General features: G+C 60.0%; 15 protein-coding genes and 3 pseudogenes. 7 read left to right on the plus strand and 11 right to left on the minus strand.

The window, feature by feature from the left end; translation table 11 throughout:
- Window positions 1-13: 13 nt before the first annotated feature.
- From GLL_RS10325 to GLL_RS23680, 3 genes are all read left to right on the plus strand, one after another.
- Window positions 14-253 carry a hypothetical protein gene (locus GLL_RS10325; RefSeq protein ID WP_011141993.1) on the plus strand — a complete coding sequence of 80 codons (240 nt, stop codon included), beginning with the start codon at window positions 14-16 and terminating at the stop codon, window positions 251-253.
- A 328-nt stretch (window positions 254-581) separates the two neighbouring features.
- A complete protein-coding gene (locus GLL_RS10330) occupies window positions 582-1,556 on the plus strand; it encodes a hypothetical protein (RefSeq protein WP_164928908.1) in 975 nt (324 codons plus the stop codon).
- The gene (locus tag GLL_RS23680) at window positions 1,556-1,930 is read left to right on the plus strand and encodes a type II toxin-antitoxin system PemK/MazF family toxin (RefSeq protein WP_164928909.1); all 375 of its coding nucleotides are present in this window, start codon (window positions 1,556-1,558) and stop codon (window positions 1,928-1,930) included. The genes GLL_RS10330 and GLL_RS23680 overlap by 1 nt, the downstream gene beginning before the upstream one ends.
- A gap of 72 nt (window positions 1,931-2,002) precedes the next feature.
- Here GLL_RS23680 and GLL_RS23685 read toward each other — a convergent pair.
- Window positions 2,003-2,410 (minus strand): annotated as a pseudogene (locus tag GLL_RS23685) (cobaltochelatase subunit CobN); the annotation flags it as partial.
- Between the two features lie 3 nt (window positions 2,411-2,413).
- Here GLL_RS23685 and GLL_RS22960 point away from each other — a divergent pair.
- Window positions 2,414-2,689 carry a hypothetical protein gene (locus GLL_RS22960; RefSeq protein ID WP_197530165.1) on the plus strand — a complete coding sequence of 92 codons (276 nt, stop codon included), beginning with the start codon at window positions 2,414-2,416 and terminating at the stop codon, window positions 2,687-2,689.
- Window positions 2,673-3,158 (plus strand): HAD-IC family P-type ATPase, encoded by a 486-nt coding sequence (locus tag GLL_RS22965; protein WP_197530166.1) that lies wholly within the window; start codon window positions 2,673-2,675, stop codon window positions 3,156-3,158. The genes GLL_RS22960 and GLL_RS22965 overlap by 17 nt, the downstream gene beginning before the upstream one ends.
- A gap of 41 nt (window positions 3,159-3,199) precedes the next feature.
- On the opposite strand, the gene GLL_RS10350 is transcribed toward GLL_RS22965, so the two are convergent.
- The gene (locus GLL_RS10350; protein ID WP_011141996.1) at window positions 3,200-3,649 is read right to left on the minus strand and encodes a DUF29 domain-containing protein; all 450 of its coding nucleotides are present in this window, start codon (window positions 3,647-3,649) and stop codon (window positions 3,200-3,202) included.
- A 61-nt stretch (window positions 3,650-3,710) separates the two neighbouring features.
- Window positions 3,711-5,180 carry a pyruvate kinase gene (locus tag GLL_RS10355; protein ID WP_164928910.1) on the minus strand — a complete coding sequence of 490 codons (1,470 nt, stop codon included), beginning with the start codon at window positions 5,178-5,180 and terminating at the stop codon, window positions 3,711-3,713.
- 155 nt (window positions 5,181-5,335) lie between these two features.
- On the opposite strand from GLL_RS10355, the gene GLL_RS10360 reads away from it, so the two are divergent.
- Window positions 5,336-6,025, plus strand: coding sequence for an ABC transporter ATP-binding protein (locus GLL_RS10360; protein WP_011141998.1), 690 nt, complete (start codon window positions 5,336-5,338; stop codon window positions 6,023-6,025).
- A gap of 14 nt (window positions 6,026-6,039) precedes the next feature.
- Here GLL_RS10360 and GLL_RS10365 read toward each other — a convergent pair whose 3' ends face one another.
- The 8 genes and pseudogenes from GLL_RS10365 to GLL_RS10395 all read right to left on the minus strand — a co-directional run bounded on the left by GLL_RS10365 (window position 6,040) and on the right by GLL_RS10395 (window position 14,461).
- Window positions 6,040-7,074, minus strand: coding sequence for a hypothetical protein (locus GLL_RS10365; RefSeq protein WP_011141999.1), 1,035 nt, complete (start codon window positions 7,072-7,074; stop codon window positions 6,040-6,042).
- Between the two features lie 226 nt (window positions 7,075-7,300).
- A complete protein-coding gene (locus tag GLL_RS10370; protein ID WP_164928911.1) occupies window positions 7,301-8,062 on the minus strand; it encodes an alpha/beta fold hydrolase in 762 nt (253 codons plus the stop codon).
- A gap of 25 nt (window positions 8,063-8,087) precedes the next feature.
- Entirely contained in the window at window positions 8,088-9,425 is a 1,338-nt protein-coding gene (locus GLL_RS10375) for a family 1 glycosylhydrolase (RefSeq protein ID WP_011142001.1), read from the minus strand.
- Window positions 9,426-11,033 (minus strand): GMC family oxidoreductase, encoded by a 1,608-nt coding sequence (locus GLL_RS10380; RefSeq protein ID WP_011142002.1) that lies wholly within the window; start codon window positions 11,031-11,033, stop codon window positions 9,426-9,428.
- A gap of 114 nt (window positions 11,034-11,147) precedes the next feature.
- A pseudogene (locus GLL_RS23690) lies at window positions 11,148-11,633 on the minus strand (gluconate 2-dehydrogenase subunit 3 family protein); the annotation flags it as partial.
- A 46-nt stretch (window positions 11,634-11,679) separates the two neighbouring features.
- On the minus strand, window positions 11,680-12,552 hold the full coding sequence (locus GLL_RS10385; protein ID WP_011142003.1) for a glucose 1-dehydrogenase: 873 nt from the start codon (window positions 12,550-12,552) through the stop codon (window positions 11,680-11,682).
- A gap of 50 nt (window positions 12,553-12,602) precedes the next feature.
- Entirely contained in the window at window positions 12,603-12,980 is a 378-nt protein-coding gene (locus GLL_RS23695) for an ISAs1 family transposase (RefSeq protein ID WP_011142004.1), read from the minus strand.
- On the minus strand, window positions 12,980-14,461 hold the full coding sequence (locus tag GLL_RS10395; protein WP_164928913.1) for a phenylacetate--CoA ligase family protein: 1,482 nt from the start codon (window positions 14,459-14,461) through the stop codon (window positions 12,980-12,982). Before GLL_RS10395 ends, GLL_RS23695 begins: the two co-directional genes overlap by 1 nt.
- A gap of 162 nt (window positions 14,462-14,623) precedes the next feature.
- Between GLL_RS10395 and GLL_RS10400 the strand changes: the two are divergent.
- Window positions 14,624-15,621 (plus strand): annotated as a pseudogene (locus GLL_RS10400) (IS30 family transposase); the annotation flags it as partial.
- Window positions 15,622-15,825: the final 204 nt, after the last annotated feature.

Genomic DNA, 15,825 nt, shown 5'->3' on the forward strand with positions numbered 1-15,825 from the left:
ATTCCTACCAGAAATGGAAAGGATCGATCTTTCCCTCACTATTGCGATGGATACTCGGATGTTGATTTCTCAAGCCCTGCCGATTCAACGCTTTCAGGCCGCTGCGCAAGCGATCAAAGTTTCGGCGTTCAAGAACGCTTACGGCGATCCCTCAGCCGAAGCCGATCTTTCTGTGTGGCACAAACTGTACCGTTCCTGCCCATATGATGCGCGCTTTCGTGGGATAAAGACACCCACGATCTTCGAGGCGTAGTTTGGTTTAAACGTTTCCGATGGCATCCTCCGCCAGGCCTACTGCGCCTGCAGCCAGGCGCGCTTGTTGGGATTCACCTGCCAGAAGCCGTGGCCGTTCGCTTCGAGCCGACAGCCAACGATGCTGCGATAGCCCTCCGGGTTGGCTCGGTGCAACCGCTCGGCTGTGGTGGGACTGAGGGCGCAGGTTTGAGGGCCTAGTTGTGCAACAAGTCGCTGTGAAACTTGCTTGTTCTCTGGATGCTCAACTGCCGAGTGCTGTCAATACCCTTTTCAGAGCCCAGATTAGTATAATTGTGATGTACTCATCTTCTCTGTGAGCTTACTTAATGCCTAGCGAAGCTCAAAGCCTATGGCAGCAGGTAATTAATTCTGCGGTTTTAGTTGCCGTAATTACTAGCCTAACCTCCATCGTTACATCGTTAATAAACAACCAAAAAAAGAGACGAGTTCAACCAATTGACAGCAAGCTGTTTAGGGTGTTGAGTGTCAAGCAGAGATATACAGAACATCAACCGCTCACCTTTGGGGATATTTTGGCTTATGCTCTTGCAGCATCGTACGGGGTGCTGGCAGCTACAGCCCTATACATTTGGTTTTTATCTAATACAATACAGAATCTATTCGTTGTTTTACTTTTCGGTGTCCAAGCTTTCCTGATTTACACGGGTGTATCACTTTCGAAATCTCAATTAGAACCTCGAGCCGAGATCGAAGTAGAAGCAGACTTTGATGTTCTAGTTAGTAGATCTTTAGAGTCTCTTTCGGTTCTAGATGCCAAGCTGACGGTTCTAGACATAAAAAATGGAACTGTTGAAGCCAGAATTGGGCAAAATTTTCTTTCTCTTGGTCAAAAGATAAGAATTCGGTTAAACAAGACAGCTGATAAAAATTGTCGTTTAGTCGTTTACAGTTCTCTGGTAAAAGATGATCCTGAGTTAACCAAGCCCAAGGTACGGCAAAAAGGCAACTCGAATATCGTCAGCAAATTTATTCAGCAGTTTACTGGTATGTCGGGAATGGGATTCGAATCGGCCAAACTCACCCCATCTACGCCAAGCGGTCGAGAACTTACACAAGCCGCTGAGCAGAACGCACTTCCCGTTCAACACATCGTGACCAGGTTGAGCATGTCTGAACCAGAATTACTTGAGTTTGTCAAATCCAGGCAAGTGATTGTTACCAGGCAAGATGTGCGAATCGAAGCTGATGACGATCCATATGACTGGGGGGAGACTGACCCAAAAACAATTGGTAAACCTGTGTATTTTGATCCTGAATTAGGGCCAGTGGTCGAAGAATAATGAGGAGGAGACCCCTTCGCATAAGAGACATCGTAGTGGTGCAATTTCCCAAACATATGCCACGAGGGCGCGAGCAAGAAGAAGAGCGACCGGCAATTATCGTCGGTATACCATCTCAGCTGGGTGAACCCCGTTTCTCAATGTTGATAGTTGTTCCGTTAACTACCAGTCGAGAACAAAATTGGGCTGCTGCTTGCCCAAGGCTCTACCCAAAACTTGCTGCCGGTACAGGTGGCTTACCGCGAGAATCAGTCGTTTTAATCGATCAAGTTCGCAGTGTGGATAGGCTCCGCCTTCTTCGCTTCATTGGCTCGCTGACACTCGAAGATTACGAGCCTATTTTGGCTGGATTATGTCAAATGCTCTGCCCTTAGACGTAGTACTACACTTTTTCTACTGCGTCCTCAGCTAAGGAATACTCCTGCTGCAGTCTCAGCATCCGCTTACCAGAAGCCATGGCCATTTGCTTCAAGCAGGCGGCCCACGACGTTGCGAAAGGCTTCCGGGTTGGCGCGGCGCAGCCGCTCGGCCATCGCTGCATCGAGAACATAAGTCTGGGCGGCCTGGTCGTAAATCCAGCCGTCGCAAAAATCGGCGATCGCTCCCCAACCGAATCAGGGCCGTGAAGCGCTAGGACATCTCGACCGCTCCCCCGGAACCCGCCGCCGCCATCTGCTCGGCCCACTTCGGGTTGAGCAACTTGCTGCAGTATTCCAAGCGCAACAGCTTCTCCAGTTCAATCGCCTCGGGGTTACGGGCGCGGCTCTCGACAAAACTGGCCCCACCGCCTTGCCCTCGGCCCGCTCGGCGACGAGTTTGAGCGCGCCGGTGTTGGCGCAGTACTCCTGGATATCGGGTTGAATCTTCCCGCCGTCTCCGAATTTAGCGCCATCCCCGGCCAGGGGGTACAGGCCGAGATCGGCGGCAAAGTGCTGAGGGTGGGTGGGCCGCGGCTGTTGGAAAGCGGCCGGGTGCAGGTGCCGGAGGAGCGGTCGCGGCTGGCGCACCGGTGGGGCGAGCAAGGCCAAACCGTCGTCTATCTTGTCGAAGAGGACCGGGCCCAAGCCGCCTTTCGCCCTGGCCGACGTGATGCGGCAGTAGGGCATCTGGGTGGTGATGCTCACCGGCGATAGCAACCCGGTGACCCGCTGGGTGGCGGGGGAATTGGGAATCGACATGTACCTCGCCCAGGTTTTGCCGCAGGCCAAATCCGCGAAAGTCCGGCAACTCCAGCAAGAAGGCGCGAAAGTGGCGATGGTCGGCGACGGAGTCAACGACGCCCCGGCTATTGCCCAAGTGGACGTGGGCATCGCCATCGGAGCGGGCACCGACGTGGCGCGCGCCACGTCGGGGATCGTGCTGGTGCGCAACGACCCGCGCGACATCGCCAGGATCGTCGCCCTTAGCAAAGCGAGCTACGGCAAAATGGTCCAGAACTTGATCTGGGCTGTAGGATACAACGCCGTCTCCCTGCCGCTCGCCGGCGGGGTGCTGGCCGGTGTGGGCTTCGTGCTGCCGGTGTGGGTAGGGGCGGTGCTGATGTCACTGAGTACGATGATTGTCGCCATCAACGCCCAGACGCTGCGCGGCTCAAAACTTTAATTCATAAACCGAGAATCCCGAGGCTTTAGCCGTGTGAAGTGTCAGGTTGTTTCCTTGCCTGGCAGGAAATCCGGGTTCAGGCTTTGTTCCAGCGTAAAAGGACAAACCGTAGGAAACGCCCCGTAGGAAAAGTTAGTTTCTCGGACCGCTAGATCCAGACCGCCCTCGTAGACTGTAAGCCACGCTTCGCCAAGGTACGGCTGCAAGCTGGGATTGTCGCGCAGCAGTTCGCCAATCTCGCGGCGCTGCTCGCGGATGGTGGCAAGCCGGCTGTTGCTGCGGCCCTCGGGCTGGAACTGCCACTTGAGCAGATGTCCGAGCAGAACACCCAGCCGGTTTCGCAACTCCTGCCGCTCTTTTCTGCCCAAGGATGCAATTTCCTCGATGAGATTGGCGACATCCAGCTGTTCCCACCGGCACTCCTTGAGCAGACCGATTTGCTGCTGCGTCCAGGCGTAGAAATCCGTTTCGTAGAGCGGGTACACGCGCATTCGGGGCTTAGTGCTCCCTCAAATATACCGATGCTTGGCAGCGGCGTTTGGCACATGCACTCTAGACAAGGTTGGAAACTTTTAAGCTGCGCAGGGTGGCGGTTTTTTTGTGCTGGTGCTCCTGCATGCGGCAGAGGATGTCGGCGAGGGAGTGCACAGCTTCCACGATGTGGGGGCCTTTGTTGAGCATGACGCACTCGGCGCGCTGGCTCATCGCCGCGTCGGTAATCTCGGCGCGCGAGGGCAAACCCTTTTTGGCCAGTTTTTCGAGCACCTGGGTGGCCCAGACCACCGGCATGTGCCCCGCTTCACACAGCCAGAGGATTTCCTCCTGCACCTCGGCGGTGCGCTCCCAGCCGCACTCGACCGCCAGATCCCCGCGGGCAATCATCACCCCGGCCGGATAGGAGCGCATGGCAGCCAGGATCAGCCTTGGTAACTGCTCGAAGCCCCGGCGCGTTTCGATCTTGAGCAAAATGCCCAAATGTCCTGCCCCCCGCTCGCCCAGGGCCGCCTGCAGCGCAAAGACATCCTCGGGTTCATTGGCGAAGGACATTCCGACGATGTCGGCGCGGCGGGCGACAAAATCGAGGTGCTCCAGATCCTGTTCGCTCAGCCCCCGAAGCTTCAGGCGGCTCTCGGGAAAATTGATCCCCTTGTCGGCGGCCAGGCGACTGCCTTTGTCGTCGGCCCGGGTGATCTCCAGCTGGATTTCGTCCTGCGCTACCCCGCGCACGACGCTCTCGATTTTGCCGTCGTCGAACAGCACCGCCTCGCCCACCTGCACACCGCCGTAGATCCCGCTTACCGCGCACACCACGCGCGCCGGGGAATCTTCGCAGGCAGATCGGCCCTCTTCTGCGTCGCGGCAGAGGACGAGCCCCTCACCTTTGCGGAGGGTGAGCGGTTCGGCAAGCGGTCCGGTGCGCAATTTCGGTCCGCCCAGGTCCATCAAGATCCGGCAGGCGCGCCCCACCTCCCGCTCGGCGCGGCGGATGTTGCCCACCATGCGCTCCCAGACCGTCTCGCTGTCGTGGACGCAGTTGATGCGCGCACAATTCATCCCGGCCCGGATGAGAGCGCACAACAGCCGGTAATCGCCTTCGGCTTCGCTGGGTAGGGTGACCATGATCCGGGTGGCGCGCGTCGCGGGCCTCGGTCCCAGGAGCACCTCGGTGTGGGCGGTGAGCAGATCCCGGCCCCGGGCATAATCGTCCGCAAAAGAAACGACCTCGCCGCCGCTGCCCGCGAGTCGCTCAAGCACCTGCACCACGGCGTTCAAACTTGCCATGGTGTGCGCCTCGGTGCGGCCCAGCGACGAGAGGCCCAGACCACTCAACTGCTCCTGAATTTCGCGCAGGTCGAACTGGCGCAGGGCGAGGTAGTCGATGAGATTGTGGGCACTGTCGGCAAAGTTGGGATGAACGTGCTGAAGGTGCTCAGCGAATTGTTGCTTGAGGCTCTCTGCGTGGGAGCGGATCGTGTCGAGCTGATCGATCAGTGCTTCGAGCTGCGGTTGAACGGCGGACATCGCTCTAAACCGAATGGCCGGGTCGCTACTTTGCATGATAGCGGCAGGGGTTGCCCACCACCTGTATCCGATGGCAGTCTGTTACAGACGACCGAAACCCACCGGGGGCGCGCGGCGTCCAATCAAGCAGAAGGCACTTACGGAAGCAACTCGCTGTGATTCGACTCGAAAACATCGTCAAGAACTACACCCTGGGTGAGGTGGTCGTGCCGGTGCTGCGGGGCATCGAGCTGGCGATTGCCGCCGGGGAATATACCGCGATTATGGGGGTCTCCGGCTCCGGCAAATCGACCCTGATGAACATCATCGGTTGTCTGGATCGCCCGAGCGGCGGACGCTATCTGCTCGAAGGCCGGGACGTCACCGACCTCGACGACGACGAACTGGCCGAGGTGCGCAACCGTCGCATCGGCTTTGTCTTCCAGCAGTTCAACCTGCTGCCGCGCCTGAGCGCCCTCGAAAACGTGATGCTGCCCATGGTCTACGCGGGTTACACCAAAGCGGACCGCCGCGGGCGCGCCGAGGCGGTCCTTGAGCAGGTGGGTCTGGCCGATCGCCTGCAGAACAAACCCAGCCAACTCTCCGGCGGCCAGCAGCAGCGCGTCGCCATCGCCCGCGCCCTGGTCAACGAACCGGCCCTACTGCTGGCGGACGAACCGACCGGCGCCCTCGACACGCGCACCAGCGAGGAGGTGATGGCCCTGCTCACCGCCCTCAACGACGGCGGGATCACGATTGTGATCGTCACCCACGAACCGGAGGTCGCCCGGCAAACCCACCGGATGATCCGCGTCCAGGACGGATTGATCATCGACGACGCGGCGGTGCTCACCGGCCAACCGTGAGCGCGTCCGCACTTTTAGCGCGGATAAAGAGGCGGCACCGGCATGTAGGGAACCCCGGCGGGCGGATAGGGCACTCCGGCGGGTGGGTAGGGGACCCCCGCCGGCGGGTACGGGTACGGGTACGGGCTGTTGTAGCCGTACCCCGGTGGATAGACCGGTGCCGGACCGACGGGGCTCACCGGATAGATCATCGCCGGGGTGCTTGCGGCGTTGGGCACCACCGCCTGGCCGGGCAGGTGGGCGGGCGAGAGTTCCGTCTGCGGCTGGGTCATGTCCACTTCGGCCATAAATTCGACCGACAGGCTCTGTAGCGGCGAGAGATCGGCCACCAGCACGCTCGGGATGTCGCGCTCGAGAATTTCTTCTTGCTCGCCGGTCGATTGGTTGACCGCACCCTGCTGCTGCAGCGCCCCGATCAGGCCCCCCAACGCCCCGATCGCCGAACCGGCGCGGTAGGATCCCCAGGTGCCGCCGATCGCGCCAACCATACTGCCGGTGGCGCGGCCGACGCTGCTGGTGGTCCGGCCCTGGGTCACCCCCCGCCGTTCGCGTACATAAGATTTGGTCAGATCCTTGCCGTCCTGGACCGTCTGCAGGCTGTAGGGATCTGCCCGCAGTTTGCCGGGCACCGGATCGCTCATCGCCTGCACTTTGTAGACGCGGTTTTCGATGACGAGCGTATCGAAGACAAATTGCCCCAGCTTTTCATCAAGCCGGTTGAGCGCACCGAGCAACATCGAGCCGCTCGGCAACTTGACATCGCCCATGCGACCTGAGACCGGAATTTGCACAGCCTTACCCTCCTCGACGGTGAGCGCTGAAATCGGCCCGCCGGCTACGAAGGTGACGATCAGATCGCCGCGGGTGCCGGCAGCGATTTTCTGCACGCCGGTGCGAAAACTGCGGATGGACTCGCCCGTTCCTTCGGTGATGACCGGGGGTTGGGCGCGCAGCGTCGGTTGCGCCAAGACTTGAGGTGCAGCGGTGCACAGAACGATCGCCAGGGCAGCCCCCAGCCGTACCGGAAGCAGAAGAACGGTATTCGACATGACAAACTCCTTTGGCAGATCCGGAAGCTAGGACCTTCCCGGCTGCACCACAGAGGTATCCTACCCGAGCAAGATGCCCTGACTAGTCGCCAGTAGTAAATCTTAAAATTTTGTTTTTTGTGGTAAATCTTTGGCTTGTGGTATGTGCGTCCATGCTTGCACACCTGTTGGTACAGGTTAGTGTCTGCGCCCGACAAACCGATCGGGTTCTCTACCCAAAACCTGCTCAAGTGGCGCTTGGATTTTTACGGCGCAGTTCCGAGCGGATGTGTCGCGCCGTTGCCTCGGGGGCTTCGAGGGGCAGCAGGTGTCCGGCGTCGGGCACCGTCACCAGACGTGCCCCGGCGATGCGGCCTACGACTTGCTGTTCGAGCAGGCGGGGCGAGAGGACCGGGTCGGCCTCGCCGACAATCACGAGGACGGGTAGGGCGATCTTGTCCATCGAGTCGGAGAAGTCCTCGCGGCTGCCGTGCTGCAGCCAGGCCCGCCAGGCCGCCTCCGAAGTGCGCAGGTTGTCCGCGACGACTTGCTCGAACTGTGGACCTGGGAGCGGTCTGGCGGTGATTTTGCGGGCGGTCTCCTCGGCGGCGGCCCGTTCGCCGTGGGTGTCGAGCATTCGGGAGCGCTCCGCCTCGGGCATCGGTTCGGGGCTGGGCGGCGAGGGGGCAACCAGCACGAGCGATTGCAGTCCGGCCGGTTGCCTTGCGGCAAAGGCGAGGGCAATCTTGCCGCCCATCGAGTGGCCGACCAGGATGTACCGGGTAAGGGCGAGCGCCCCAACCAGCCTTTCGAGGTCGTCTGTGTAATCGCTTATCGCGTATTGGCCCGCCGCCTCCGAGGCTCCAAACCCCCTCAAGTCCGGCGTGGTGCAGCGTGCGGCGTCCGCGAGGCGCTCGATCACGGCGAGCCAGGTCTGCGACGACCCGCCGAAGTAATGCAAAAACACCAGCGCCGGCTCGCCCGCGCCCCGCTCTAGTACCTTGAGCATCGCCGCGTCCTCCGGTGCCAAGCGCCTACACCTCCACCTTCAGACTGGCCGCGCGGCCGGTCACTTCGAACAGTTCGCCGTGGGGTACGACGGTAATTTGGCCAAATTCTTCGAGCAATTGCCGGTAAGCGAGCGCCACCGGCCGTGGGCGGCGCTCCAGATCAAAAAGGCCGCAGGGATTGACGGTGCCGCGCTGCTCGGCAAGCTCGATGTCCCAATCGATCTGATCGGTAAGACTGTACCAGGTGAAACCGAGCACCGGCACGCCGTCGTGGCGCATGCGCAGGATATTCATCCACTGCTTCCAGAGCCAGCAGGGCGCTTTCTCGGCGTCGAAGACGTTGGTCTCGGTGTGCATGACCGGCTTGCGGTAGCGGTTGTAATATTCCCGGGTGATCTGGTACCAGCCCATCACGTCTTCGGCCTGGCACCTGCCGCCGTCCGGCAGCAAGATGTGCTCGTTGCGTCCGTAGTAATCGTTGCCCATCACTTGGTAGCCAGGGGGTTCACCGGCCATGAACCAGTCGTACTCGGCGCGGGTGAGGCCGTTGTCCGCCAGGTACATGCACACGTCCGACTCCATCGGGTGAGCGTAGAGGAGGTCGAGGGCCAAAAAGCGCAGCTTGTTGGCGACGGTCACTTCCGGCGTGCGTTCGGCGCGCGCCTCGTGGGTGTATTCGGCGCTCTCGCTCTGGATGACGATGAGGTCGGGCCGCCGCTGGGCGATGCGCTGGGTGCCGAGGATGCTCGCCGCCACCAGGTGCTTGAGGGCGGTCACAAAGCCCCGGTCGCTTTTGAGCTGTTCGTTCCAGACACCGTCCCGGGCGCTGACGCGGGCGGTGACGTAGATTTCGTTGACGGGGGTGTAGTAGCGCACCCATGGGTAGCGCTCGGCGACGGCGGCGCAGTAGTCGGCAAAGTGCACGGGCAGCTCGGGGTTCTGAAAGTTGCCGAGCCAGTCGGGTACGCCGAAGTGCAGCAAGTCGAGAATCGGGGTGATTTTTAGCGCCTGCATTTCGCGCATTACCGTGTCTGGGAAGCTCCAGTCGTAGCGCCCCGGTCCGAGGTGGGTGAGGTGGTAGGGCAGGCCGTAGCGCAGGACGTTGAGCCCGAGTTCTTTGACCAGGTGCAGGTCCTTTTGCCAGTGGCGGTAGTGGCCGCACTCGGCAAGCAGGTCGCGCCGCACGCGCCCGTGTTCGATGGTCGGATAGGAGCACTCGATGCCGGTCGCAAACATGAAGTTGCGGGGGCTATCGGTCGGTAGCCCGCGGCCGTCCGCCCCGTCCGCCCCACCGTACTGATCCCCCGGATAGTCGCCGTCGCCGTAGCGCGCCCGGATGAGGTCGAGAAAACTCTGTGCCACTTAATACTCCCCGCGCTGGGTGCGCTCGATAAAGCGATCGGCCGTCCGCAGCGAGAGCGCCATGATCGTGAGGGCCGGGTTGACGCTCAGCGCACTCGGGAACACCGAATTGTCGATGATGTAGAGGTTCGGTACGTCGAAGGCGCGGCCCTCCGGATCGACTACGGCCCGCTTGGGGTCGGCGCCCATCCGGCAGGTGCCGATGGTGTGGGCGTTGCGCTCGAAAGTCCAGACGGCCTGGGCCCCCGCCGCTTCCCAGATGCGGCGCATGAGCGCTTCGGCGTGGTCGCGCAGGCGCCGCTCGTTCTTGCCGTTGCTGAAGTGGATACGCGGTTTGGGCAGACCCCGCTGATCGGGTTCGTCCGACAGTTCGAGGTAGTTGTGGGCGTAGGGCAGGCACTCGCCCAGGATGTTGATGCCGGCGGTGTGGTTGTAGCCGTGCATGTGCGACTGGAGCTTCTCACCCCAGAGCCCACCCCCGCGCGCCGTCTGGGTCGCGTAGGTGACGGGCATGACGCCGATGCTCTGCAACAAGTAGCCGCCCGCAAAGTCGGCGTCCTTCGGGCGGTGGGTGTCTTCTGAAATCAGGCTGCCGGGGACGCCCTTGAAGGGCCGGGTCGCCTCCGAAAATTGGCCCCAAAGCTGCAGACCGGGGTGAGCCATAAAGTTGCGGCCGACCTCGCCGCTCTGGTTGGCGAGCCCGTTGAGCAAGAGCAGGCGCGGTGTCTCAATGGCCCCGGCCGCCAAAAAAAGGGTCCGACAGCGCTGGCGCTCCTCCCGGCCCTCCCGGACGTAGACGACGCCCGTGACCCGGCCCGCCCGGTCGGTCTCGATGCGGGTCACAAAAGCGCCGCTTCTCACCTCGGCCCCGTGGGCCAGGGCCAGGGGAATAAACGTCACATCCATGCCCGCCTTGCCCCCCGTCGTGCAGCCCGCCTGGCAGAAGCCGCGGTTGGTGCACGGGCTGCGCCAACCCACGCCGGACTGGAAGTAGGGGGCTGAAAGGACGGCGTTGGCGGCGGGTGAGGTGCGCAGGCCCAGGGCGGCACAGCCGCGCGCCATCAGTTGGGCGGCGGCGTTGAGCGGCATTGGGGCGAGCGGGTAGGGCGTCCGCGCCGGTCCCCACGGGTAGGGCGACGGGCCGGAGACGCCCAGGAAGCATTCCAGTTCGTCGAAATACGGTTCGAGATCCCCGTAGCCGATGGGCCAGTCCTCTCCGACACCGAAGTCGCTATAAAGCCGAAAGTCGTCGGGTTGCGGCCTCGGGACGTAGGCAGTGTAGTGCAAGGTCGAGCCGCCGACGCCGATGCCCGAGTTGTTGCGCCCGAAGGCGAGCGGGTCCGCGCCCGCGCTCAGCCGCTCGTCGAACCAAAAAAGCTTGTTTTGCTCGCGCTCGTCGGTGGCAAAGTCCGCAGCCGGATCCCAGTGGTTTCCCGCTTCGAGGGCGACCACTTTCAGGCCGGCCTGGGCGAGTCGGGCAAGCAGCGGCGCTCCGCCGGCACCGGTGCCGACGATCACCGCGTCGACCGGTTCCTCCCGGCTCTCGCGCCGGACCGGGAGCGGGGGGCGCGCCGGTTTTCGGGGTTCGGCCGCCAGGGTCGGAATCATCGGCGGGGAGCCGGGCGCGGGCTCCCAGCTTTCGCGCTCATCCAGGCCGATTCGCTGCCACCCGCGCGCGTCGGCCATTCCTGCGTAGCCGATTTCCGACTGGGCGTCGGGATGGCTGTAGTAGTACTCGGTCAGTTCGGCGAGCAGCTCTTCAAAGTAGCGCCGGGCAGGCAATTTTTCCCAGGCCGTACCGGGCGCTTTTGCGGCCTGCACAGCACTCAGCACCGCGTCTTGGGAGGCGCCGTCGAGGGCGCTGAACCCGGCCCCAAACAGCAGCCGGGCACTTTCATCGAGACCGGCAAGCCCCAGCCGGTGCGCCTCGAAGTCCGGAGGCATCTCGTCGTAGCGCCAGCCGTCCCCCGTCCCGCGGGCGAGCCGCGCTTCGAGATCCTTCGCCGGGTCAATGTCTTGCCGCCGTTGCAATTGGGGAAAAAACCGGGCGGCGGTCGCCCGCAGGGTGGCAAGGGTCGCCTCGTCGAACAGGTGCACCTGGGGCTGGGCGTCCAGCCTTTGCTTCAACACTTCATTGGTCTTGGCGGTGACCAGGGGCGTGGCAAGCAGGCGGCGCACACTTTCGGGAGGATAGGAATCCGGTTGCATCGACGGCTCTCGTTTGGGTGGGCAGGTGACGGGTTCGCCGCACCCGTCACCCGCTGGAGAGCTTGCCGCCGGTCACTTCGAAGATGCTGCCGGTGACAAAGCTCGCGTCTTTTGAAGCCAGGAACACATAGACCGGTGCCAGTTCTTCCGGCTGTCCGGGGCGCTCCATCGCCACTTCGTGGCCGAAGTTGTCCACTTCCTCGGGGGGCATTGTCGCCGGAATGTTCGGAGTCCAGACCGGGCCGGGGGCGACGGCGTTCACCCGGATTTTGCGTTTGGCGAGGTTGAGGGCGAGGGCCTTGGTGAAGGCGTGGATCGCCCCTTTGCTCGCGCAGTAATCGATCAAGATTTCGTTACCGACCAGGCCGACGATGCTGCCGGTGTTGATGATCGCGTCCTCGGCGTTGAGATAGGGAAGGGCCGCCTGGGCCATGTGGAAGTAGCCGAAGATATTGGTCTCAAGCGTGCGGCGGAACTGTTCTTCTGTGATGTCTTCGAAGTTTTCCTGGGCCTTCTGGTAAGCGGCGTTGTTGACCAGAATATTGAGGCCGCCCAGCTTGACGACTGTTTGTTCGATGGCGCTGCGGCACTGCTGCGGGTCGCGCACGTCGCCTTTGATGAGGAGGCACTGCCGGCCCTGGGCTTCGACCAGACCGGCTGTGAGCTTGGCGTCGTCGTCGTTCTCGTTGTAGAAGATGGCGACGTGCGCCCCCTCCATCGCAAAGGCCAGGGCGACGGCGCGGCCGATACCCGAATCGCCGCCGGTGACGAGCGCCGCTTTGCCTTCGAGCTTGCCCGCCGGTTTGTAGTTTGCCAGGTCCGTGTCGGGGGCGGGCGTCATGTCCTCCTGGCTTGCCGGGTAGGGCAACTGTTGGCCCGGGATCTCGGCCGCTGTCGGACGAAATTCTTCAGTCTCCATGTCAAACTCCGTGACGGTAAGCGACTGCCTGGCCGGGCTATGGGCCAGAGCTATTTCATTCTAAAGAGGATTTTGAGGGTCGATAAGCCAAACATACAGCGCCTCTGCGCCTGAGCCCGGTTCGCCATCAGCAGCGAACGGTACAGATTCAATGCAAAGCTTCGCGCCACACTCCACACTTGCACCAACGGTAAGGTCCGGATCCGACTACGGTCCTCGCCAAATGTCACGTCTTTCGGATAATGGACCTGATTCTCCACTCCCCAATGCCCACGTATCCGACGACCTAATTCGCTCGCACTCGCTTCGATGCTCGATAGGTACCAGTGCGTCTTTACCGTGACAATCCCGCGCAACTCTCGATAGCGTTCCAGGCGAATAGAGCGAGTTCGGCCATTTCCCGAAAATAAAGGAGGAAACGCCTTCATCAGCGACGTGTATAGCGGTGCTTGATGCCAACTGGGAAATACTCAGGATCTCCCGATGGCCGCAGTTCGACCTGAGGCAGTTGTGCTTTGGTAGGCACGTAGTTGGCAAATTCGCTATTGAGCCGCACCAGCTGAGCACGGATCGATTCACTTGCAGCAACACGCCTTGACTCGTCCGCTGCTTGCCCAGGTGCCATTTCTACCATCACGTGTAACTCCAGGTTGCGATCTGCATCCTCTCGAACTTGGAGGACAAACTTGCCGCTCACCCACTCTGCAATTCCTGGTTGCTCTAGCCCGATAGATACGTTCTCTGGGTAAACATTCGCCCCATAGAATGACACTGTGAAGTCGGCTCTGCCAAATACATAGACGAATGGTAAGGGACGAACCCCTCTTTCTAGACCCACTCTTGGATCAAACCCGAAGCCACCTAGAAAGTGCAGTACCTCCTCGTAGGCCAAGATCCCCCCACTGTCTGCAATGTGATAGCGCACTAGAGGGACCCCGCCATCGGCACTAAAAATTAAAGTGCCTCCCTCAGTTTCGAAGTATCGATGCTTCGGATCGTATTGAACGAGGGTGGGCAATCGCGACTCACCGAACAGCTGTCGAGCAGCATCGGGATGTCTAGCCAAATACTGCCGAATGCGGATGCTCAGGGGAGTTTCATTGCCCAGAACCCCTGCATCAGCGGTGCCATAGAGCGAAGCAAAGTCCAAGCTCGGCTCCGTAGAACTGATACGATGAGCGACCAGGGATCGCCACTCCTCACTGAAAACTTCACCGGCGAATACCATCCTCACATTCAAGCTAGACCAATCAATTTCCTCAGCGATGCCTTGATCTATGACTCCCTTCAAAAAAGGCGGATAGCCGAGTAACACCACTTGATCAAAGTTGGGCCCGAGTTCGCGCACGACCCGCAAGATCTCACTTGGTTGATTTCCTGGGGCAGCAAGAGTGATCTTGTACCCTTTGCAGGCGAGCCAGCGACAACAGGAGGCTGTATACATGCCACCCACCCAATTGCCCATAGGGAAGCAAACGACTGCCAGGGTTCGACGTTGCTCCGCGTAAAAGGTATCGTGGAAAATCTGCTCGAAGCGAACAGCTACAGCAAACTCATCGGCCACCGTTCTTGGCCAGAAGGTAGGCTGACCCGTTGAGCCTGATGAGACAGCGATCATATCGCAGCCATTTAAGTCGCCATTTCTGCACAAACTATCCATGGAGTGCAGCTTAAGGTAGTTCTTTTTGGTAATCAGAGGAAGGCGCTGGAAGTCTGCTTTACTCTTGATGCTTTCAGGATCAATGCCGTGATCCCTTAAGAAAGCCCTATATGCCGGAACTGTGGTGACAACTTGGCGGAAAAGCGCAAGGGGAGCTGTGGCTTTGCCATCTTCGAGCAATTCGTCTAGAGGGGTAGCAAGAAACGTTTCGAGAGCTGTATTGATGCCGTTGTGCTTTCCTATTTGCATGCCTGCACTCCTCATTTTGGGTACTGTCGGATCTGTCAAGAATTTTGTGTAAATGATTTTGTCATATACGCCAATTCAAAAATAAAGTGCAACGCTTGAGAGCCTTCCGTTGAGGGACTCATAGAGGTATCCTGACGTTTACCACAACAAACAGGAACCCCCATGAGCTACAGCCAGCTTACCCTACCGGAGCGTCATCGGATCTATATTCTGCGATACCAAGATTGCTTATCTTTGAGAGCCATTGGCCGGTTGCTTGGACGCCACTGCAGCACGATTGCTCGGGAATGCCAGCGCAACCAACTCGACGGGCACTATCTACCCGCAGAAGGCTGGCTGAGTGCGACGCGCAGAAAAGAGGCAAAAACCCCTTTTCTCAAAGTGTCTTCCGAGCTATTGGCCTGTATCAAGTCGGCCTTAAAACAGTTTCATAGCCCGGAACAAATTGCCGGTCGCCTAGAAGCAGAAGGTCAAGTCTTTGTCAGTCATGAGACAATTTATAAGCTGATTTATGCGGATTACGAAGGGTTAGGAGCTTGCCGCAAGTATCTGCGTCAAGGTCGGAAAGTGCGCCGCCGTCGTGGTGGAGCGAAAGACAAGCGTGGATTGATTCCAAAGCTCGTAGATATTGAGTTTTGGCCTGGGGAAGCTGAGCAAAAACAGGTGATTGGTCACTGGGGGTCGTTGGGGCAACGACCCTGGGAGGGCGATACCGTGATTGGCGCCAATCATCAGGGTGGATTGGTCACCTACGTGGACAGAGCATCGAAGTTTTTAGTGACCGGACTACTCAAAAACAAAAAGGCAGGCCCGGTCACCGCTTTGAGCATCCGGTTGCTGCAGAGCGAAGCGGCAGGGAAAGTGAAGACGATCACGTTTGATAATGGCAAGGAGTTCAGTCGTCATCAAGAGCTCACTGGCGCGCTGGAAGCCGAGTGTTATTTTGCGAAGCCGTACCATTGTTGGGAGCGAGGATTGAACGAGCATACGAATGGATTGCTCCGCCAGTTTTTCCCAAGTCGACAAATTTTTGGACAGTCAAACCAGAGCAGGTGCAAAGGGCAATGGACTTGATCAATGACCGCCCGCGAAAAGTGCTTGGTTATCGGACACCGCGGGAGGTATTCTTAGCTCAGTCAGGTGCTGTCGCACTTCAAACTTGCATGGGCCTCTTGAAATCGGAAAACCGGGGCGAGGAGGGTCCTACTCTGCAACAATACTTGTCCTCCATCATCAGTCGTTAGGCAGAATGGTGCCGACGCAAAAAGTGGACCCACCCGGCTCCGACACGTGCCCCACCCCTGCAACTGCAATCGAGCTGTAGGTAAATGACGAAAAGCCATCCCACGAAGCGATGCCGGGGG

The organism is Gloeobacter violaceus PCC 7421 (assembly GCF_000011385.1).
Classification (GTDB): domain Bacteria; phylum Cyanobacteriota; class Cyanobacteriia; order Gloeobacterales; family Gloeobacteraceae; genus Gloeobacter; species Gloeobacter violaceus.